The 20781-nt window shown below is 64.5% G+C and carries 19 protein-coding genes; 9 read left to right on the plus strand and 10 right to left on the minus strand.

Annotation, left to right across the window (positions count from 1 at the left end):
* The first annotated feature begins 103 nt into the window (after positions 1-103).
* On the plus strand, positions 104-1174 hold the full coding sequence (gene waaF, locus FXB40_RS27495; RefSeq protein ID WP_148775262.1) for a lipopolysaccharide heptosyltransferase II: 1071 nt from the start codon (positions 104-106) through the stop codon (positions 1172-1174).
* Positions 1167-1697: a D-glycero-alpha-D-manno-heptose-1,7-bisphosphate 7-phosphatase gene (locus FXB40_RS27500; protein ID WP_148775263.1), complete on the plus strand. Its 531-nt coding sequence runs from the start codon at positions 1167-1169 to the stop codon at positions 1695-1697. The genes waaF and FXB40_RS27500 overlap by 8 nt, the downstream gene beginning before the upstream one ends.
* Positions 1698-1879: 182 nt before the next feature.
* Here FXB40_RS27500 and FXB40_RS27505 read toward each other — a convergent pair whose 3' ends face one another.
* Positions 1880-2917: a glycosyltransferase family 4 protein gene (locus tag FXB40_RS27505; protein WP_148775264.1), complete on the minus strand. Its 1038-nt coding sequence runs from the start codon at positions 2915-2917 to the stop codon at positions 1880-1882.
* Between the two features lie 125 nt (positions 2918-3042).
* On the opposite strand from FXB40_RS27505, the gene galE reads away from it, so the two are divergent.
* The 3 genes from galE to FXB40_RS27520 all read left to right on the plus strand — a co-directional run bounded on the left by galE (position 3043) and on the right by FXB40_RS27520 (position 6715).
* Entirely contained in the window at positions 3043-4056 is a 1014-nt protein-coding gene (gene galE / locus FXB40_RS27510) for a UDP-glucose 4-epimerase GalE (RefSeq protein WP_148775265.1), read from the plus strand.
* A 119-nt stretch (positions 4057-4175) separates the two neighbouring features.
* Positions 4176-5978: an ABC transporter ATP-binding protein gene (locus FXB40_RS27515; RefSeq protein WP_148775266.1), complete on the plus strand. Its 1803-nt coding sequence runs from the start codon at positions 4176-4178 to the stop codon at positions 5976-5978.
* Positions 5979-6013: 35 nt separating this feature from the next.
* Positions 6014-6715, plus strand: coding sequence for a fumarylacetoacetate hydrolase family protein (locus FXB40_RS27520; RefSeq protein ID WP_148775267.1), 702 nt, complete (start codon positions 6014-6016; stop codon positions 6713-6715).
* A gap of 66 nt (positions 6716-6781) precedes the next feature.
* On the opposite strand, the gene FXB40_RS27525 is transcribed toward FXB40_RS27520, so the two are convergent.
* On the minus strand, positions 6782-7240 hold the full coding sequence (locus tag FXB40_RS27525) for a YybH family protein (protein WP_148775268.1): 459 nt from the start codon (positions 7238-7240) through the stop codon (positions 6782-6784).
* A 133-nt stretch (positions 7241-7373) separates the two neighbouring features.
* Between FXB40_RS27525 and FXB40_RS27530 the strand changes: the two genes are divergently transcribed.
* Both FXB40_RS27530 and FXB40_RS27535 read left to right on the plus strand, forming a co-directional pair.
* Positions 7374-8186, plus strand: a complete 813-nt coding sequence (locus FXB40_RS27530; protein ID WP_148775269.1) for an amino acid kinase family protein — start codon at positions 7374-7376, stop codon at positions 8184-8186.
* A gap of 14 nt (positions 8187-8200) precedes the next feature.
* On the plus strand, positions 8201-9028 hold the full coding sequence (locus FXB40_RS27535; protein ID WP_148775270.1) for an amino acid kinase family protein: 828 nt from the start codon (positions 8201-8203) through the stop codon (positions 9026-9028).
* An 81-nt stretch (positions 9029-9109) separates the two neighbouring features.
* On the opposite strand, the gene FXB40_RS27540 is transcribed toward FXB40_RS27535, so the two are convergent.
* From FXB40_RS27540 to FXB40_RS27545, 3 genes are all read right to left on the minus strand, one after another.
* Positions 9110-10039 (minus strand): aspartyl/asparaginyl beta-hydroxylase domain-containing protein, encoded by a 930-nt coding sequence (locus FXB40_RS27540; RefSeq protein WP_148775271.1) that lies wholly within the window; start codon positions 10037-10039, stop codon positions 9110-9112.
* A 144-nt stretch (positions 10040-10183) separates the two neighbouring features.
* Positions 10184-10339: a hypothetical protein gene (locus FXB40_RS48150; RefSeq protein WP_014493894.1), complete on the minus strand. Its 156-nt coding sequence runs from the start codon at positions 10337-10339 to the stop codon at positions 10184-10186.
* Between the two features lie 147 nt (positions 10340-10486).
* On the minus strand, positions 10487-11410 hold the full coding sequence (locus FXB40_RS27545; RefSeq protein WP_148775272.1) for a LysR family transcriptional regulator: 924 nt from the start codon (positions 11408-11410) through the stop codon (positions 10487-10489).
* Positions 11411-11613: 203 nt separating this feature from the next.
* Here FXB40_RS27545 and FXB40_RS27550 point away from each other — a divergent pair, with 203 nt between their 5' ends.
* A complete protein-coding gene (locus FXB40_RS27550; protein WP_148775273.1) occupies positions 11614-12324 on the plus strand; it encodes an SDR family NAD(P)-dependent oxidoreductase in 711 nt (236 codons plus the stop codon).
* Positions 12325-12343: 19 nt separating this feature from the next.
* Complete coding sequence (locus tag FXB40_RS27555) at positions 12344-13573, plus strand: YbfB/YjiJ family MFS transporter (RefSeq protein ID WP_187437182.1); 1230 nt, start codon at positions 12344-12346, stop codon at positions 13571-13573.
* 14 nt (positions 13574-13587) lie between these two features.
* Here FXB40_RS27555 and FXB40_RS27560 read toward each other — a convergent pair whose 3' ends face one another.
* The 5 genes from FXB40_RS27560 to FXB40_RS27580 form a co-directional block, all read right to left on the minus strand.
* Entirely contained in the window at positions 13588-15048 is a 1461-nt protein-coding gene (locus FXB40_RS27560; RefSeq protein ID WP_148775275.1) for a flavin-containing monooxygenase, read from the minus strand.
* A gap of 45 nt (positions 15049-15093) precedes the next feature.
* On the minus strand, positions 15094-16212 hold the full coding sequence (locus tag FXB40_RS27565; protein WP_246207992.1) for a glycosyltransferase family 87 protein: 1119 nt from the start codon (positions 16210-16212) through the stop codon (positions 15094-15096).
* A 271-nt stretch (positions 16213-16483) separates the two neighbouring features.
* Entirely contained in the window at positions 16484-17905 is a 1422-nt protein-coding gene (gene ahcY, locus FXB40_RS27570) for an adenosylhomocysteinase (RefSeq protein WP_148775277.1), read from the minus strand.
* A gap of 116 nt (positions 17906-18021) precedes the next feature.
* Positions 18022-19218, minus strand: coding sequence for a methionine adenosyltransferase (gene metK, locus FXB40_RS27575; RefSeq protein WP_148775278.1), 1197 nt, complete (start codon positions 19216-19218; stop codon positions 18022-18024).
* Positions 19219-19277: 59 nt separating this feature from the next.
* Positions 19278-20633: a hypothetical protein gene (locus tag FXB40_RS27580; protein WP_148775399.1), complete on the minus strand. Its 1356-nt coding sequence runs from the start codon at positions 20631-20633 to the stop codon at positions 19278-19280.
* Positions 20634-20781: the final 148 nt, after the last annotated feature.

Consider the following 20781-nt stretch of genomic DNA (forward strand, 5'->3'; position numbering starts at 1 on the left):
CCAAAGTGTAAGCATTTTGGGATCCCGCTTCTGCGGCTTTACCTGCCGGCCGGGAGCGGCTAACCGAACCGCCACATCAAAGCGCCCGCGGCACAATTAACGAATGAATATAGATTCACAATTTGGCGGAAGTGAGGATCGGAGCGACACAAGCCCGATCCTGATCGTCCCCTATATGTGGATCGGCGATTTCGTCCGGAATCACACCGTTGTCCGGGTGCTCAACGAGCGATGGCCGAATCGGCCGGTCGATCTCCTAACCACGTCCCTGTGCGCCCCGCTGGTCGCTTACATGCCCGGCGTACGCACTGGGCTCGTCTGGGATCTGCCCCGCAGCCGCCTCGCCGTCGGCCGCCAGTTCGGCCTGGCGCGGCTCCTGCGCGAGCGGAACTACGGCACCGCCCTGGTGCTGCCGCGGACCTGGAAGGCGGCCATTGCGCCGGCGCTAGCCGGCATCCCTGAAAGGGTCGGCTTTGTCGGCGAATTCCGGTTTGGCCTGCTCAACCGCTGGCGCTGGGGCGAGAAGAAGCTGCCCCGTTTCATCGACAAGAACGCCGCGCTGGCCCGGCCCGACGGCGCCCCCCTGCCGGCGGAATGGCCGGTGCCGCAATTGCGGGTGCCGGCCGACGAGATCGCCCGCTGGCGGCAGGCCAATGGCCTCAGCGCCGGAGCCGCCGTCGCGCTCGCCCCCGGCTCGGTCGGGGCGTCAAAACGCTGGACCTATTATCCGGAGGCCGCCCGCCTGCTGGTCGAGCGCGGGCTCGAGGTCTGGGTGGTCGGCGGCCCCGCGGAAAAGGGCCTCGCCCAGGAAATCGTCGCAGCCGGTGGCCCGGGGGTGCGGGACCTCACCGGCAACGATCTGCGCAACGGCGTCCTCGCCATGGCCGCGGCCGGCGTCGCGATCTCGAACGATTCGGGCCTGATGCATATCGCGGCCGCGCTCGACACGCCCACCATGGGCATCTTCGGCCCGACCAGCCCCTATCTGTGGGCGCCCCTCAACGGCCTCGCCGCGACCGTGGTCCAAAACAAGAGTGTGCTCGCCTGCCAGCCTTGCCAGAGCACGATCTGCCGGATGAACGACCACCGCTGCATGCGTGACATCGCGGCGCAGGATTTGGTCGAGATCGCAAGAGACGTGCTTGCGAGGACGCAGGGACTTGCAAATGTCTGACGGCCGCGCGGCGAAGCCCGCCGCATTCCTCGATCGCGACGGCGTCATCAACCATGAGGATGGCTATATCGGCACGCGAGACCGCATCCGCTGGATGCCCAACGTCGCGAGCGCCATCCGCCGTCTCAATGAGGCCGGCTATTTTGTGTTCGTCTTCACCAACCAGTCCGGCGTCGCGCGCGGCCTCTTCACCGAAGCTGACGTGAACCGGCTACACGACTGGATGCGCGACGAGCTCGCCCGCGACGGCGCTGGGATCGATGACATCCGCTTCTGTCCGTATCATCCGCAAGGAACGGTCGCCGGCTACATCGGGGAGCATGACTGGCGCAAGCCCGCGCCCGGCATGTTGCGCGATCTCGTCCAGCACTGGCCCGTGCAGCTCGACGGCAGTTTTGTGATCGGAGATCAGGCCCGGGACATCGAGGCAGGGCAAGCGCTCGGTCTGCCGGGCTTTCTGTTTCCGGGCGGCGACCTCGACGCGTTCGTGGCGGGGGTGCTGGCGAAGACTGGGCGGGTATAGAGGGCTGCGGGACGTCTTTATCGATACCTCGCGATGTTGGCACTCTAGAGGTGTTTTGCCCGACGCGTCAAATAAAATTCGTAAAATCCGCATCTGCCACGCGGCCGCCCGGCAAGCCGTTGATTTTGCTGCCACGGGCTACTGTGCATGGGGTTGTTTTCGCGTCTTTTGTCCGCGGTTGCTCAGAGCAACGGACGATAGACCTCGCCGATCCGCGCCGCCTCGGCATCGAGGCTGAACTTGTCGAGCACGCGTTCGCGACCGCGCTCGCCCATCGCGGTTGCCACAGCCACATCGCGCATCAGCGGCTCGAGCGCTGCCGCCAGCGCTTGCGCATCACCTGTCGGGATCAGCATGCCGCTCACACCATCCTCGACGACGAGCTCGGCCGCACCGGCGCGCGCAGCGACAAGCGCGCTGCCGGCTGCCATCGCCTCGATCAGCGTCAGGCCAAAACCTTCGTTGCGCGAGGTGAAGGCGTAGATCGTCAGCCGCTGATACCAGCGCTGCACCTCTTCGATCGGCAATTCGCCGGTGATGACGATGCGCGCTTGCAGGCCGGCTGCTTCGATGCGCTTCTTCAGATCGTTCGCAAACGGCGTCTGCTCGGCCGTGACCTGTCCGACGATGACCGCCGTGAAATCCGGATAGCGCGGCAGCAATCGGCACATCGCATCGACGAATACATCCGTGCCCTTCTGCGCGCGCACGCGGCCGAAGCAGCCGATGGCGTAACGGCCCGGCACGCCGCTTTCCGCGAAGGCGGCAGCGCGATCGATGGGCGGCGCGTAGACATCGGTGTCGACGCCGTGCGGAATCACCGTCGAGTGCACTTTGAGGAACGAGGCCGAGATGTCCGATGTCGCGATGATCGCGTCCATCTGCCGGATCAGCCAGCGCGTGATCCAGCTGTGATGCCGCTGCGCCGCCGAGGTGAACACCAGCCTGAGCGGCCAGCCCAGTGCGCGCAGCACGACGCCTGCGATCATCTCGTTATTGCGGCGCGCATGCCAGATCAAAGGCGACTTGCGGCGCCATAGTTTCAGGACATCGGCGACGCTCAGCCGCGAAATCCCCTCCGGCGCGTCCGAGCCGAACCATGCCGCGCGATAGAGTTTTGCCAGCCGCGGCGCGACCATCCGGTTGGTCGCGGTGACCCCGGAATAGCGCCTGTGCAGATTTGGCACGATCACCTGCGGATCGCCCGGGGAATTCGCCACGTCATGCTCCGTTTCGCAAAGTCCTATACGCAACATTAAGCATAGTGACCAGTTCAGGGCTGCCGAAACTCCCTCTTCACCGCGCAAACGTTAACGTGGCGCGTTGATCGAAGACGGGTGAGATCATGACTGTGCTAGTCACCGGCGGCGCCGGCTATATCGGAAGTCACACGGTCCTGGCGCTGGCGGAAGCCGGCGAGGACGTCGTCGTGATCGACGATCTCTCCACCGGTTTCTCAGCCTACTTGCCGGAAGGCGTGCCGCTGTTCATCGGCGACGCCGGCGACGAGAATCTGCTCGAGGGCGTGATCGCCCAGCACAACATCGAGAGCATCATCCATTTCGCAGGCTCCGTGGTCGTACCGGAGTCGATGCGCGATCCGCTCGGCTACTACCGCAACAATTTCATGACCGCGCGCAATTTGCTCAACGTCGCGGTGAAGCGCGGCATCAGCCGCTTCATCTTCTCCTCGACCGCCGCCGTCTACGGCAATCCGGACCAGGTGCCGGTGCCCGAGCACGCGCCGACGAGGCCGCTGTCGCCCTACGGCTCGTCGAAGCTGATGACCGAGATCATGCTGCACGACGTCGCCGCCGCCTACGGCATGCAGTACGTGACCTTGCGCTATTTCAACGTCGCCGGCGCCGACCCGCAAGCCCGCATCGGGCTTGCCACTGTTGGTGCCACGCATCTGCTCAAGATCGCGGTGGAAGCCGCGACCGGCCAGCGCGCCAAGATCGACGTGTTCGGCACCGACTATCCGACCCAGGACGGCAGCTGCATTCGCGACTTCATCCACGTGACGGATCTTTCGCAGGCGCATCGCTCGGCGCTGGCTTACCTGCGCAACGGCGGCGCCTCGACCACGCTGAACTGCGGCTACGGCCGCGGCTATTCGGTGCTCGAAACCATCGACGCCGTGCGCCGGGTGTCGGGCCGCAGCTTTGCCGTGCAATACGCCCCGCGCCGGCCCGGCGACATCATGACCATGGTCGCCGACACCAGCCGCATCCGCGGCCTGCTCGACTGGAAGCCGCAATACGACGACCTCGAGACCATCGCGGCGCACGCGCTGGCCTGGGAGGACAAGCTGTTCCGCGAACGCCACGGCGAGCTCCGCCACGCCGTCTCGGCCTAGATTCCCTCCAGGCGCAAGCCCTTAATTGGGCTTGAAAAGCCCCGCTTTAGCGGGCACAGAGGCCATTCGATCCCTGACGCGCGGGCAGGCTTTTCGCCTTGGCCGTCAATGGACTACGGATGGCCCAGTTTCCAAAGAAAATCACCGACGATCCCTATGAGGCGATGGTCCTCATCCGCCGCCTGGTCGCGGAACAGGGGATCATCTACTGGCGGCGCTACCTCGTCGCCTTTGCGCTGATGGCGGTGGCCGCCGGCGCCACCGCAGGCGCGACCTACGTGCTCGGCCAGGTCATCAACCAGGCCTATGTCGACAAGAACATCCCGGGCATCGCGATGTTCTCGGGCATCACGGTGATCCTGCTCTTCATCAAGGGCGTGGCGACCTACGGCCACATGGTGATCCTGACCAAGATCAGCAACGCCATCCTCGCCACCAACCAGCGCCAGCTGTTCGCCAAGCTGATGCGTGAGAGCGTCGGCTTCTTCTCGGAGCGGCATTCGTCCGAATTTCTGGCGCGGCTGACGGCCGGCGCCAAGTCGATCACCGACGTGCTCAACATGCTGGTCAACGCCATCGGGCGCGACTTGCTGATGCTGCTCGCCATGATCGGCGTGATGGTGTGGCAGGATCCGCTGATGTCGCTGATCGGCCTCATCGCGGTGCCACCGGCGATGCTGGTGCTGCGCAAGCTGGTCAAGCGCATCAAGGGCCTCGCCTACAACCAGTTCACCGGCACCGCCGACATCCTGGAGACGATGCAGGAATCGCTGCAGGGCATCCGCACGGTGAAGGCGTTCACGCTCGAAGACACCATGCAGAGCCGCATCGACGAGAACATCGCGATCGTCGAGCGCAACGCCAACAAGATGGCCCGCGTCGCCAACCGCTCCAACCCGCTGATGGAAATGCTCGGCGGCTTCGCGGTCGCCGGCTGCCTGCTCTATGGCGGCTACAGCGTGGTCGCGCTCAACGCCACGCCCGGCGCGTTCTTCTCGTTCATGACCGCGTTCCTGATGGCGACCGAGCCAGCCAAGCGGCTGGCGCGGCTCAACATCGACCTCAACAGCCAGCTCGTCGGCGCGCGCATGCTGCTCGAAGTCGTCGACAGCCCGGCCAGCGAACATTCCGACGACGACAAGCCGGCGCTCAAACTCTCCGATGCACGGATCGAGCTGCGCGACGTCAGCTTCTCCTACCGCGCCAACGAGACCGTGCTCAACCGCATGAGTTTTGTCGCCGAACCCGGCAAGGTCACCGCGCTGGTCGGCCCCTCCGGCGGCGGCAAGTCGACCGTGCTGGCGCTGCTGTTGCGCTTCTACGAGGTGACGCAAGGCCACATCGTGATCGACGGCCAGTCGATCGGCGCGGTGTCGCGCAAATCGCTCCGCGCCCAGACCGCCTATGTCGGCCAGGACGTCTATCTGTTCCGCGACACCATCCGCAACAACATCGCCTTCGGCAAACCGGGCGCGAGCGAGAACGAGATCATCGACGCCGCGAAAGCGGCCTGCGCGCATGATTTCATCATGAGCTTCCCACTCGGCTACGACACGCCGGTCGGCGAGCACGGCACGCAAGTGTCGGGCGGCCAGCGCCAGCGCATCGCGGTGGCGCGGGCGCTGCTCAAGGACGCGCCGATCATCCTGCTGGACGAAGCCACCGCCGCGCTCGATTCCGAGTCCGAGCGGCAGGTGCAGGAGGCGATCGAGCATCTCTGCCAGAACCGCACCACCATCGTGATCGCGCACCGCCTGCACACCATCATGCATGCAGATAGCATCCTGGTGGTCGAGGGCGGCGAAATCGTCGAGCAGGGCCGGCATGACGAGCTGCTTCGCCGCTCGGGCCGCTACGCCTCGTTCTTCCGACTGCAGCACTACGACGCCGGCGCTCTGGCGCCGATCAGCGCCACCGCATAGAGTTCGTTCCACCCCAAGAGCAGCGAGATCGCTTCATGAACGCCGCCTCCTACGTCATCCCGCTTCCCCCCCAGGCTTCGCTTCCCGTCGTCGGCGAGGCCGGCCGTTATCCGGTGCGCCGCATCTGGTGCGTCGGCCGCAACTATCTCGAGCACATCCGCGAGATGGGCAATGACGAGCGCGCGCCGCCGTTCTTCTTCGCCAAGCATGCCGACATGCTGGTGCCCGATGGCGCCACCATTCCCTATCCGCCGCTGACCAAGGATCTGCATCATGAGGTCGAGCTGATCGTCGCGCTGAAGAGCGGCGGCCTCAACATCCCCGCCGAGAAGGCGCTCGACCACGTCTACGGCTACGCCGTTGGCATCGACCTCACCCGCCGCGACCTCCAGATCGCCTCGCGCAAGAAGGAGCGTCCGTGGGAGATCGGCAAGTCGTTCGACGGCTCCGCGCCGGCTTCCGCCGTGCAGCCGGCCTCGAAGATCGGCCACCCCTCCAAGGGCAAGATCTGGCTGACGGTCAACGGCAAGGAAGCGCAGACGGGCGACCTCGAGCAGATGATCTGGAACGTGCCGGAGACGATCTGGCAGCTGTCCCAGCAGGTGAAGCTCGCCGCCGGCGACATCATCATGACGGGCACGCCGGCCGGCGTGTCGCAGCTCCAGCCCGGCGACAAGCTCGAATGCGGCGTCGACGGCGTCGGCACGCTGAAGGTGTCGATCGGCCAGCCGGAATAGGCCGCACAACGCCTCGCAATCAAAAGGCCCCGGACATCGTCCGGGGCCTTTTGATTTCCGATCACTCTACCAGGCCTTCACCGGCCGATTGGCGTGGCTCGCCTGGGGCACACCGCGATTGAGCGACATGTGCGAATGCACGCACAGCCAGCCATCGCCATCCCTCGAAAAGATCATCGTTGCCCGGCCCGGCCGCGGAAATGCGCTGCCATCGGGATGATAGCCCGTGCTGGTCCAGGGCGCGATCACCGTCGCCATGGTGCCGTCGGGGGATGCCAGGACCGAGGTCTGCTCGAGCGCGAACCGAAAATCGGTCGTCTTCGGCCAGACGTTGTTCCATTGGGACGAGACCCACTGATCGAGGCCCGGGATGACATCGTTATGCGTCCCGAAGGCCAGCACATCGGGATGGAAGAGTGGGCGCGCCGAGGCGTAGTCGACCTCGCGGACGTAGCCTGAGAAGGTATCCAGCCACTCGCGGAAGAATTGCACGGTCTCGGTGTTCGCAAGTGGCAACGGGGCCATTGCCTGCTCCATGTTTGGCCGCTAAATCGCGGCAGCCTTGTTGCCATGGACGGAACTGTGCAGCAAGATTCGCGGGGTGAGGACCGGAGGGTCCGCCGCGGAGCCTGCAGCGGAAAACGAGAGGACGTCTCGGATGTCGAACACGATCACGGAGCTCGAGGGGCTGCTGATGCAGCGCTCGCTCACCGACCCACAGCTTGTCGCGGCAGCGGAGAAAGCTTCGGACTTCCGCATCCTGCCGGATGCGACCGTCATCAAGATCGGCGGCCAGAGCATGATCGATCGCGGACGCGCCGCGGTCTATCCGATCGTCGAGGAGATCGTCGCGGCCCGTAAAAACCACAAGCTCCTGATCGGAACCGGCGCCGGCACCCGCGCGCGGCATCTCTATTCGATCGCCGCAGGCCTTCGCCTGCCGGCCGGCGTGCTGTCGCAGCTCGGCGCTTCCGTGGCCGACCAGAACGCCGCGATGCTTGGACAGCTTCTGGCCAAGCACGGGATCTCCGCCGTCAGCAGCGCCGGGCTCTCATCCGTGCCGCTGTTTCTCGCCGAAGTGAACGCCGTCATCTTCGCGGGCATGCCGCCCTATAGCCTGTGGATGCGGCCCGCGGCGGAAGGCGTGATCCCGCCCTACCGCACCGATGCCGGATGCTTCCTCGTCGCCGAGCAGTTCGGCTGCAAGGCGATGATCTATGTGAAGGACGAGAACGGCCTTTACACCGCGAACCCGAAAACGTCGAAGAACGCGACCTTCATTCCGAAAATCTCGGTGGCGGAGATGAAGGCCAAGGGTCTGCAGGACTCGATCCTGGAATTCCCGGTGCTCGATCTCCTCGCCGCGGCGCGCCACGTCCGCCAGGTGCAGGTTGTGAACGGCCTCGTCCCCGGCAATCTCACCCGCGCGCTCGCGGGCGAGCATGTCGGCACCATCATCACCGCGAACTGAGGGGCAGGACCGTCATGGCTGACACCAACCAGATCAAGCACGTCGCCTCGCCGCTCGCACGCCAGACCCTTCTGGACAGCGACCTCACTCGCCCCGTCGCCGGCAACCGCCCGATCAAGCTGCTGCCCTGGCTGCAGGTCATCAAGATCGGCGGCCGCATCATGGACCGGGGCCATGAGGCGATCCTGCCGCTCGTCGGCGAGCTGCGCGCGCTCCTGCCCGAGCATCGCCTGCTCATCCTGACCGGCGCCGGCATCCGCGCCCGCCATCTCTACAGCGTCGGTCTCGACCTCGGCCTGCCGGCCGGCTCGCTCGCGCCGCTCGCTGCCAGCGAGGCCGGCCAGAACGGCCACATCCTGGCGAGCCTGCTCGCGCCCGAGGGCGTCTCGTATGTCGAGCACGGCACCATCGCGAGCCAGCTCGCAATCCACCTCCAGGCGGCGCGCGCGGTCGTCGGCAGCGCCTTCCCGCCCTACCACCATCACGAGTTCCCGACTGCGCGCATCCCGCTGCATCGCGCCGACACCGGCGCCTTCCTGCTCGCCGACGCGCTCGGGGCCGCAGGCCTCACGATCGTGGAGGACGTCGACGGCGTCTACACCACCGATCCCAATGGCGCCGATGGCAAGAAGGCCGAGCTCTTGAAGGAGACCAGCTTCGCCGAGCTTGCGAAGCTGAAGGGCACGCTGCCGTTCGATCCTGCGCTGCTCGAGGTGATGGCCAACGCACGCCACATCGCGCGCGTGCAAGTGGTCAACGGCCTCGTGCCGGGCCGGATCAGCGCGGCACTGCGCGGGCAGCATGTGGGGTCGATCATCAACACCGGTGCCAAGCCGGTGTGAGACAAAACAAAACCCCGGAGCATGCTCCGGGGTTTTTCGTAGGGCGGATTACGCTGCGCTAATCCGCCCTACGCATTCGCCTTACTTCAACGCCGAAAACACGATGAGGCCCAGGACCAGCGCCGTGAGCGAATATTTCAGCGTGTAGTAGACGTTGCGGTTCCACGCCTTGACCTTGCGGCTGCCGAGATGGATCTCGTAGAGCTTGCCGAACACCTTGTTGAGCACGCCGACGCTCTCGCCGTCGACGTTCTGAGTTGCCGACGCCTTGACGATGTGATGGCTGACCCAGCGGTTGATCGCGGTCATGAAGCCGTACTTCATCGGACGCTCGACGTCGCAGAACAGGATGATGCGGTTGACGTCGGTCGCATTCTCCGCGCTGTGAATGAAAGTTTCGTCGAACATGAAGGCCTCGCCGTCACGCCAGACGCATTCGACCCCGTCGACCAGGATGCGGCACTTGTTCGAGTTCGGCGTGACCAGGCCGAGGTGATAGCGCAGCGATCCGGCAAAGGGATCGCGGTGAGCGCCGAGCTTGCCGCCCGGCGGCAGCATCGCGAACATCGCGCCATGCACGCTCGGGATCGACTTGAGCAGCTCCACCGTCTTCGGGCACAGCGTGTTCGCCGAGGGCAGGAAGTCGTCGTACCATTTCAGGTAAAAGCGTTTCCAGCCGCTCTTGAAGAACGAATAGAAACCCCAATCGTTGTTCTTCGCTGCCGCGCGGATAAAACCTTCATCGAACAGGCGGACGGCCTCGTCGCGGATGGTCTCCCAGTTCTCGCTGAGCGGCTTCAGCTCCGGAAACTGCTCGACGGAGATGACGGGCTTGTTCGGCACCGCCGAGCCCGCATACATCAGCACATTGTAGGGTGCGAGATAGGTCGAGTGATCGCCGAGCTGGCGCGCGAAGCGCAGCCGCTGCTTGCCGCGGAAGTGAACGTAAATCGTCGAAGCCGCAAGCACATACAAAATGACGAGTTGCGGTGCAAAAAGCTGCTTTAGCATTTCCCCAAATCCCGAGTGACCCAGCCGGGGACGTGATCTAACGCGACCCAGCCCGAGCGGCAAGATATTCACCGCTGGGTTGCGGTCACTCTGGGGAGAACACCCGACGACAGATCGGGCCGAAACGGAGCAAAACGAGCCGGATCAGGCCCGCGACAGCGCCTGAAGACCCTTGAAGGTCAGGCGCTTAGGGTCGGTGACGCCGGCGAGATAGAGCCGGCGAATAAAAGCGATGACGGCGTCGCGGTCGCAATCGGTCAGCGCGACGACAGCGTCGACCGCGATCTTCTGGGCTTCCATTGGGCAAACCTCGGCCTTGCGAGTAACCCCGGCCGAGACAGGCTAGGACTCATCCGTTAATCCGGCGTTAACCGTCCAGAACCATCGCTGATTCATCCCGCGGGCCGTATACGCAAAACAACGCATTGGCAGCCGCGACGCGGCACCTCAGCGAGCGCCAATGCTCTTCTTGAGCTGTGCAAAGTGCTTCTTCAGTCGGGGCACGGCAAAATCGGTGAAGGCACGCACCTTCGGCACCGAGAGCCGGCCCTGCGGAGAGATCAGGTTGGCCGGCATCTCCGGATCCTCGTCGCTGGCAAGCAAGACCTCGAGTTCGCCGCGCGCGACCTGCTCGGCAACTTGATAGGAATACATCCGCGCGATGCCGCGCCCGGCCACCGCGGAGGCGACCGCCGCATAGGTGCTGTTGACCATCAGGCGCGGCGTGAACTGGACCGTGCGCGGCACCGTTGAGTTCTTCGACGGCGCAAACGTCCATGAATTCGGCAGATGCGCCATCGCCACGATCTGGTGTTTGGCGAGGTCGCCGGGCTCCGCGATGCGCGGATGCTGCTTCAGATAGCGTGGCGCCGCGACCACGACCCGTCGGACCTCGCCGAGACGCATCGCCACCATCGCCGAATCCGCAAGCGGGCCGATGCGCAGCGCGATATCGAACCCCTCCTCGATCAGATTGACCGCACGGTCGAACAGCAGCAGCTTGGCCGAAACGGTCGGATAGACGTCCAGAAACGCATCCAGGATCGGACGCAGCACCATCTCGCCTGACACCACGGGAGCCGTGATCGTCAGCAAGCCACGTGGCGCCGCGCGCGGGCCGGCTGCAATGGCGTCGGCCTCTTCGAGCTCGGTCAGCACGCGCCGGCAGATCGCGACATAGCGCTCGCCCTCCTCGCTCAGCTTGATCGACCGCGTGGTCCGGTGCAGCAGCTCGGCGCCGACCTGCCCCTCCAGGAAGGCGATGGCGCGGCTCACCGCCGCCGGCGAGCGACCGAGCTTGCGGCCTGCGGCCGCCAGGCTGCCCTCGTCCACCGCAAGGACGAACACCTTCATCGCGTCCAGACGATCCATGCGTTCCCGCCACCCCCAAGATTCCTCTGGCAAATTAAGCCGTTGCCCCAACCGCGACAACTGCGGCAAGGCGCCGGTCCGGCATTCATACGCGCCGCGAAAGAGTGTCTGCCGGACAGCGCGTATTCGCAGCCGGGACGCCGCGGCGTACCTCAAAGCCCAGGCCAGCCAGTGCTGGCACGGATCAACACCAGGAGCCCGTCATGGGTATCGAGCAAAAGGTTGCCATCATCACCGGTGCATCGCAGGGCATCGGCGCCGCCCTGGTCCAGGGCTTTCGCGATCGCAATTATCGCGTGGTCGCCACCGCGCGTTCCGTCAAGCCGTCGGGCGACGATGATGTCCTCACCGTTCCCGGCGACATCGCCGACCGGAAGACCGCAGAGCGCGTGGTTGCGCAGGCCGTCGCCCGCTTTGGCCGTGTCGACACGCTGGTCAACAATGCCGGCATCTTCCTGGCAAAGCCGTTCACGCAGTACACGGCCGAGGACTATGCGGCGGTGATGGGCACGAACGTGGCCGGCTTCTTCAACATCACGCAGCTCGCCATCGCCGAGATGGAGAAGCAGGGGTCTGGCCACGTCGTCCAGATCACAACCACCCTGGTCGATCAGGCCAACTCCAACGTGCCCTCGGTGCTGGCCTCGTTGAGCAAGGGCGGACTGAACGCCGCGACCAAATCACTCGCGATCGAATACGCCAGGCGCGGCATTCGCGTGAATGCGGTTGCGCCCGGCATCATCAAGTCGCCGATGCACCCGGTCGCGACGCACGCCCAGCTCGGCGCGATGCACCCGGTCGGTCACATGGGCGAGATGTCCGACATCGTCGATGCCGTGCTCTATCTGGAGCAGGCGAGTTTCGTCACCGGCGAGATCCTGCACGTCGATGGCGGCCAGAGCGCAGGCCATTGAGCCCGTGCAGGAGGATGGCATGACTGAACTCAGCGCAGATACCAAGCACCACGCCCGGCCGCATCCGCGGCCGGGGTCGACGTCCCAGCAGACTTGGCGATTTGCGATCGCGGGCTTGTCCGCGTCGCTCGTCGGCCTTGGTCTCGCGCGCTTTTCCTACACACCGCTGATCCCTGCCCTGATCGCTGCAAAATGGTTCGGCGCATCCGACGTTGTCTATCTCGGTGCCGCGAACCTTGCCGGCTATCTCGCCGGCGCGCTCGCGGCGCGAGCCGTCGCCGCACGTATCGGCGCGGTGAACGCGCTGCGTGCGATGATGCTGCTCGCGACGCTCTCGTTCTTTGCGAGCTCAACGCCTGTGTCGTTCATGTGGTTCTTCGCCTGGCGTTTCCTCTCCGGCCTGACCGGCGGCATCATCATGGTGCTGGCGGCCTCCGTCATTCTGCCGCACACCTCGCCCGCCCGGCGCGGCATTGTCGGCGGCGTGATCTTTGCGGGCGTCGGTCTCGGCGTCGCCGCATCGGGCACGCTGGTGCCGCTGTTGCTGCAACAGGGCTTGCAGCAGAGCTGGTATGGCCTCGGCGTGCTCTCGGCCGTGCTGACGTTCGCGAGCTGGTGGAACTGGCCTGCGGAGGCCAAGGCCGATGCTGCGCCTGTGCATCAGGCGAAGCAGCGTCACACGCCGACGGCCGCCCGTGCGTTGCTGATCCAGTACGGCCTCAACGCGGTCGCGCTGGTGCCCCACATGGTCTTCCTCGTCGATTTCGTGGCACGCGGCCTCGGCCAGGGCATTGCGGCGGGATCGCGCTATTGGGTGCTGTACGGCCTCGGCGCGATCGTCGGCCCGCTGGTCACCGGCCATCTCGGTGATCGATCCGGATTCGGCCCGGCCTTGCGCGCGGCCTTCTTGATCGAGGCGGCCGCCGTGCTGCTCCCGACCGTCAGCACCGCGCCGGCGTCACTGATCGTGTCGAGCATCGTGGTCGGCGGCTTCACGCCGGGCATCGTGCCGCTGGTGCTCGGACGTATCCATGAGCTTGTCCCGCATTCGAGCGAGCAGCAGCGCGCGACATGGAGCCACGCCACCACGAGCTTTGCGCTGTTCCAGGCCGCGGCCGCTTACGGCTTCTCCTGGATCTACGCAAACACCGGCGGCGACTATCTCGTCCTGTTCGCTCTCGGCGGCGGCGCCGTGGTGCTCGCACTCGCGATCGACCTCGGCCTCGCGCTCACCACGCGCAAGGCATAGAAGCGGCGGCGTGATCAGGAATATCGCATCACGCCGTCGTCGATCCGGCCGAAGCGCAACGAGACGATGTCGAGGGCATAGTTCTGGTACAGCCGCCACGGCTGCTTCGAGCCCTGCTTCGGCATTTTTGCGACCGAGCGCTGCACATAGCCAGAGGTGAAATCGAGCGACGGCTGCGCGGTGATCTCGGGGTCGTCATTGTGCGGCATCGCCTGCCGGAAATTGTGCCGGTCCATGTAGTTGATCAGACGGCAGACATATTCGCAGGTGAGATCGCATTTCAGCGTCCAGGACGCGTTGGTGTACCCGAAGGCCGAAGCCATGTTCGGAACGTCGGCATACATCATGCCCTTGTAAGTCAGCGTGTTGGCAAAATCGACGGCGTTGCCGTCGACGCTGACTTCGAGGCCGCCGACGACCTGGAGCACCAGGCCCGTCGCCGTCACGATGATGTCGGCCGCGAGCTCGCTGCCATCCTTCAGGCGGATGCCATCGCGGGTAAAGCTGTCGATCTCGTTGGTGACCACGGCGGCGCGCTTTTCGCGGATCGCCTTGAACAGATCGCCGTCGGGCACGAGGCAGAGCCGCTGGTCCCAAGGGTTGTAGCGCGGCGTGAAATGCGTGGCGATGTCGTAGTCCGGCCCGAGCGCCATCCGCACGCCCCCGAGGATCAGGTTCTTCACCTTGTCCGGCCTCCGCCGGCTGAGCTGGAAGAAGAACATTCCCCACATGACGTTGCGCCAGCGGATGACGTGATAGGCCAGCCGCGTCGGCAAATTGCGGCGGAGCTTGTTGGCGACCGGATCCTGTGCCGGACGCGACACCACATAGGTCGGCGACCGCTGCAGCATGGTGACCTGCGCCGCTTTCTTGGCGAGTTCCGGCACCAGCGTCACCGCGGTCGCGCCCGAGCCGATCACGACGACGCGCTTGCCCGCGTAGTCGATGTCCTCGGTCCATTTCTGCGGATGCACGATGCGGCCGGCGAAATCAGCCGCGCCATTGAACTCCGGCGTATAGCCCGCCTCGTATTTGTAATAGCCCGAGCACATGAACAGGAAGTTGCAGGTGAAGCGCACGAGCTCGGTCGCGCCCTCGCCCGTGATACGCTCGACCTCGACAGTCCAGCGCGCGTCCGGCGTCGACCACGCCGCGCGCTTGACGCGATGACGGAAGCAGATGTGCTTCTCGATGCCGTTCTCGGCCGCGGTCTCGCGCACATAGTTGAGGATCTGCGGTCCGTCCGCGATCGCCTTCGGATCGGTCCACGGCTTGAAGGAATAGCCGAGTGTGAACATGTCGCTGTCGGAGCGAATGCCGGGATAGCGAAACAGGTCCCAGGTCCCGCCGATGCAATCGCGCCCCTCCAGGATGACGTAGCTCTTGCCCGCGCACTTGCTCTGCAAGTGATAGCCCGCGCCGATTCCGGACAGCCCGGCACCGACGATCAGCACGTCGAAATGTTCTTGTTGCATGGTTTCCTCCGCCGGGAGGGATTGTCCGACCGTTGCAGGGGCCAGTCAACCGACCATGACGGAGGAGGACGCTCGACGCTGCTCCGCCGCGACGGCGCAGAGCAGCACAAATGGCAAAATCAAGAACAACGGCCCAAGGGCCAGCCCGGTGAAGCTGGCCAGCGAGGCGGCCACCAAGGGTAGCAGCAGCACCATCGCCGCCCCGGCATCGAACCATTGAGCGCCGATTTGCGAATCCTGCTGAGCGTTCTTGAGCCACACGACCACGAATGCTCCGAACACGAGGTCGTAGTCCTGCAGATAGGGCGTGGCGAGGCAGGTCCCGACGAGGACCAGGGCGTTGCGAATGTGCGCAGGATCGTCGCGCAGCCAACTCCAACCAACGACAAGAGCCGCCACGACCGCGCAGACCGCCTGCAGCGCGTAGGACAATTCGACCCCGCCTCCCAGACGCCGAACCAGCACGAACACCGAAACCATGCGGTGCCAGACCCCGGCGCCATCCTCGAGGACCACTGTGCGCAGCACCGACAGATTGTGCTGGTACTCCACCCAGACGGCGGGACCGAAGATCACAATGCTGGCCGCGATCAGCAGGAGCGCGGTGGCGCCGGCCGCACCGATCACCCGCCAGCGCCGGCCCGCGATCATTGCAACAGGCAGCATCAATGCGAGGTGTGGTTTATAGATCAGCAGGCCAAACAGAATTCCCGCCACTGCCGGCCGGCGGTCGACCAGCAGGAGCCCGCCACCCAGGAGGGCTGCCGTCAATGTGCCGTTTTGTCCGGTCAGCGCGTTGACGAACACGGCCGGCGCCGCCAGCGAGAGCACCAATGCCTTGTCGCCCGCAGCGAGCTTCAGCGCGCGATAAAAGCCGTACCAGGTCGACGCGAGCCATACGAAGAACGCAGGCACGTAGGGAAGGAGCGCGAACGGCGCGGTGAGCAGCAGGAGAACCGGTGGGTAGGAATAGTTATGGAAATCGATCTGAAACCCGGTCAACGAGGTCTCGAAATCATGGAAGGCGACGAAGTCGTAGACCTCGGCTGCACGGCCATGCAGTGCCAGATAGGCGCCCGTCCAATAGTTGATGAAGTCCGCGCAGATCGGATCGCCAATGCCATCCGCCGGACCCACGCGGGTGCGGGCAACCAGTTCGACCACGAAAGCGATCGCCGCAACGACAATCCAGCAATACGCGACAAGGCGGAGCCGTTCCGGATCGAGCAGCTTCGTGACAGGCGCCCGCAGCTGCGGAGCAGGAGGCTTTGCCGGCTGAGCTGCTGACGTCATGAGTTGGTATGCCGCATGTTCGGACCGAACATGCAACAAGCCTCATTATGGCCTGGTTAACAAGCCGCGACAATCACCCCCCGTACGCGCAACCATGACCGCCATGAAAAAGGCCCCAGATCGCTCCGGGGCCTTTTTTAACTCAGTAGCGGTAGTGATCGCTCTTGTACGGACCTTCCTGTTTCACGCCGATATAGTCGGCCTGGTCCTTGCGCAACTCGGTGAGCTTGACGCCGATCTTGGCGAGATGCAGGCGCGCGACCTTCTCGTCAAGCGTCTTCGGCAGCACGTAGACTTCCTTCTTGTACTTGCCGTCCTTGTTGTTGGCGAACAGCTCGATCTGCGCCAGCGTCTGGTTGGTGAAGGACGCCGACATCACAAAGGACGGATGGCCCATCGCGTTGCCGAGGTTCACGAGGCGGCCTTCCGACAGCATGATGATGCGGTGCTTGTCGGGGAATTCGATCTCGTCGACCTGCGGCTTGATGTTGGTCCACTTCAGATTGCGCAGTGACGCGATCTGGATCTCATTGTCGAAGTGACCGATGTTGCAGACGATGGCACGATCCTTCATCGCGCGCATGTGCTCGATGGTGATGATGTCCTTGTTGCCGGTCGCAGTGACGAAGATGTCGGCGCGGGGCGCGGCGTCTTCCATCGTGGTGACTTCGTAACCTTCCATCGACGCCTGCAGCGCGCAGATCGGATCGACTTCCGACACCATCACGCGGCAGCCGGCCTGACGCAGCGATGCCGCCGAACCCTTGCCGACGTCACCGAAGCCCGCGACCATCGCGACCTTGCCCGACATCATCACGTCGGTGCCGCGGCGGATGCCGTCGACCAGCGATTCACGGCAGCCATAGAGGTTGTCGAACTTCGACTTGGTGACGCTGTCGTTGACGTTGATGGCGGGCCACAGCAGCGTGCCGGCCTTCTGCATGTCATAGAGACGATGCACGCCCGTGGTGGTCTCCTCGGAGACGCCCTTGATGCTCTTGGCGATCTCGGCGAAGTAGCCCTTCGGCTTTTCCTTGAGCTGCTTCTTCAAGAGCGCGAAGAAGACTTCCTCTTCTTCCGAAGCCGGCTTGTCCAGGAACGCAGTGTCGCCGTTCTCGGCGCGCAGACCGAGATGGACGTACATGGTGGCGTCGCCGCCGTCGTCGAGGATCATGTTCGGGTGACCGCCACCGTGCCAGTCGAACAGTTTTGCGGTGTAGTCCCAGTATTCGGTCAGCGTCTCACCCTTGACTGCGAACACCGGAATGCCGGCGGCGGCGATCGCAGCCGCAGCGTGGTCCTGCGTCGAATAGATGTTGCAGGAGACCCAGCGAACGTCGGCACCGAGCGCTGCGAGCGTCTCGATCAGCACGCCGGTCTGGATCGTCATATGCAGGGAGCCGGCGATGCGCGCGCCCTTCAGCGGCTGCTTCGGGCCGTACTCTTCGCGGGTGGCCATCAGGCCGGGCATCTCGGTCTCGGCCAGCGAGAGTTCCTTGCGGCCGAAATCGGCGAGCGAGATGTCCTTGACGATGTAATCGGTGAAGCCGGGCTTCGCGTTCATTGCGAGTGTCCTATGGTTGAACGGGCATTCCGGGACGCCTCCAAGAGGTGCCCCGGAATCGCGACGTGAGGATTAAGGATTCCGGATTCGTGCGAACCCGGAATGACGCACAAAAATCAGACCGCGCGCTTGAGCGCCTCGACGAGATCGGTCTTCTCCCAGGAGAAGCCGCCCTCGTTGTCCGGCGTGCGGCCGAAATGGCCGTAGGCCGAGGTGCGCGCGTAGATCGGGCGGTTGAGATCGAGATGGCTGCGGATGCCGCGCGGGGTGAGGTCCATCGCCTTGGCGGCGGCCTTCTCGAGCTCATCCTCGGACACCTTACCAGTGCCGTGGGTGTCGATGTAGATCGACAGCGGACGCGCCACGCCGATGGCGTAGGCGAGCTGCAGCGTGCAGCGGTCGGCAAGACCGGCGGCGACGATGTTCTTGGCGACGTAGCGCGCAGCGTAAGCTGCGGAGCGGTCGACCTTGGTCGGATCCTTGCCGGAGAACGCGCCGCCGCCATGCGGGGCCGCACCGCCGTAGGTGTCGACGATGATCTTGCGGCCGGTCAGGCCGGAGTCACCATCGGGACCGCCGATGTAGAACTTGCCGGTGGGATTGATGTGCCAGATGGTCTTCGCCGTGATCCAGTCCTTCGGCAGCGCCTCGCGCACATAGGGCTCGACGATGTCGCGGATCTGCTTCGACGAGATGTCCTCGACCAGATGCTGGTGCGACACCACGATCTCGCGCACGCCGACCGGCTTGCCGTTCTCGTACTGCACGGTGACCTGGCTCTTGGAGTCCGGACCGAGCACCTTCTCCTTGCCGGAGTGACGGGCTTCGGAGATGAGGCGCAGGATCTTGTGGGCGTAGAAGATCGGCGCCGGCATCAGGTCGGGCGTCTCGTTGGTGGCGTAACCGAACATGATGCCCTGGTCGCCAGCGCCCTCTTCCTTGACTTCGCCCGGCTGCAGCGCGTCGACGCCCTGTGCGATGTCGGCCGACTGCGGATGCAGCAGGATCTCGATGTCGGCCTTCTGCCAGTGGAAGCCGTCCTGCTCGTAACCGATGTCCTTGATCGCGTCGCGCACGACGCTTTCGATCTGCTCGTTGGTGACGGACGCCGGACCGCGGGTCTCACCGGCGATCACCACCTTGTTGGTGGTGGCCAGCGTCTCGCAGGCCGCGCGGATCTGCCAGGGGTCGATGCCGGCCTTCGGCCCTTCCCGGTAGAACAGATCGACGATTTCGTCGGAAATCCGGTCACAGACCTTGTCCGGATGGCCTTCGGACACGGACTCGCTGGTGAAAAGATAGGACGCGCGCATCAGTAACCCCTTGTTCCGCCGCTTCAGGCGGAGTTTGCGATGTTTACCCTTGGATTATGTCAATCACGCCGGCGCGAGATGACGTAGGATTCGTCGAGAAACCAGAGCCCGTTGTACTTTCGCAGTACATCCCTGGCGGCATCCAGAGTGCGGCCGTTTTGAGTCATATCTGTCAACCGGTCGTCCTCAATCTGAGCGACATACACCGCCGCATTCCACGCTGCAAAGGCTGTCGAGGTTCCGATGGTACCCGTCACCTCGTTGGGCAGCGCTTCCATATCATACCTGAAGATCGAACGGTTATCCGCGTAAGCATTAAAATTTAAGTCGCGGCCCAACGAGCCAAGCTCGTACTTAACGGCGCGCAATAGCTCATGACGGCTCACCGAGAAAGGATTTTCTCCGGGCCAGATCGCCTGGATCATTTCCATGCCGGGATCGTGACCATGGGAGTGAATACCGATCAGGCGACCGCCCGGCCGCAAGGCCTTAGCCAGCGGTGCAATGATCCGCTTGGCCCGGAAATTGACCGAGGACAGCGCCCGGTATGGCTGGGATGCAATGACGAGGTCGAAATTGGCCTCGGTCTGGCCCGGCCGCGGAATGGTCGAATCCAGCAGGAACCGGTGGTCCTCGCGGTAGAGCACCAGCACGACCGGCCGCTCATACAACGGCATCGCCGTCCGCGGGCTGATCGCGGCACGCCAGTTCTGCTCCAGAAACGGCCGCAGTTCGGCGATCTGCTGCTCGAATTCGCCCGATGAGGCGCCTCGCAGCGGGACCTCGTGCCAGACGGTGGCAGCGGCAGCCGCAGGCGACGCCGGCGTCAGCCAGGGCGCCTCCGAGTAAAACATGTTGGTGAAGACGAAAACCGACGCCGGATGCTCGAAAATGCGGTCCGGAACCTTCTCAAGCGTCAGGCGCAGATCCTCGAGGCTGAGCTCCTTGCCGGCCACATAGAACGGCATGTGCGGGTAGCGCTGGTGCGTGGCACGCAGTACCCGCGCCAGCACTGTACCGTCGCCGACACCGGCGTCGAAGATGCGCAGGGCCGGCGGCCGTGGATGGATGCTGGCGAGTTCCAGCGCGACGCGCTCCGCAACCACCCGCTTCTCGCTGCAGGTGTGGACGAACAGCAGATACTTCTGCCGGTTCTCGAAGAACCGGAAATTGCCGCGCGGATCGCGCTTTTCCGGAGGCACCTGGAGCCCCCGCGGCGGCGGCAGGCCGCCTGTCGTGGACGCGGCGATATAGGCCTGGATCCGCTCCAGCGTGTCGATGGTGATGCGCTTGCCCTCGCGCAGCCGGTGCACGAGCTTCCCATCGTTCACAGCACGCCGGCCAAACGTCGATTCCGCCATGTCCGCCTTGCGGCAGAACTCGGTGATTTGGCTCAGGATTTCGTCGTTTTTCATGGAGTGGGACGGCGGTGGGCAGAAAAGTTGGGACCTGTGTCCTAGCAGCTTCTGCCCACTCAGGGAATAGCCTCTGGAATTGCTCCAGGTCCAGACTCCCCTCCGAATAAACCCCATCGTGCATTTGGCCGCACCTACACTTTTCGGT

The sequence above is a fragment of the Bradyrhizobium rifense genome (assembly GCF_008123425.1).
GTDB lineage: Bacteria > Pseudomonadota > Alphaproteobacteria > Rhizobiales > Xanthobacteraceae > Bradyrhizobium > Bradyrhizobium rifense.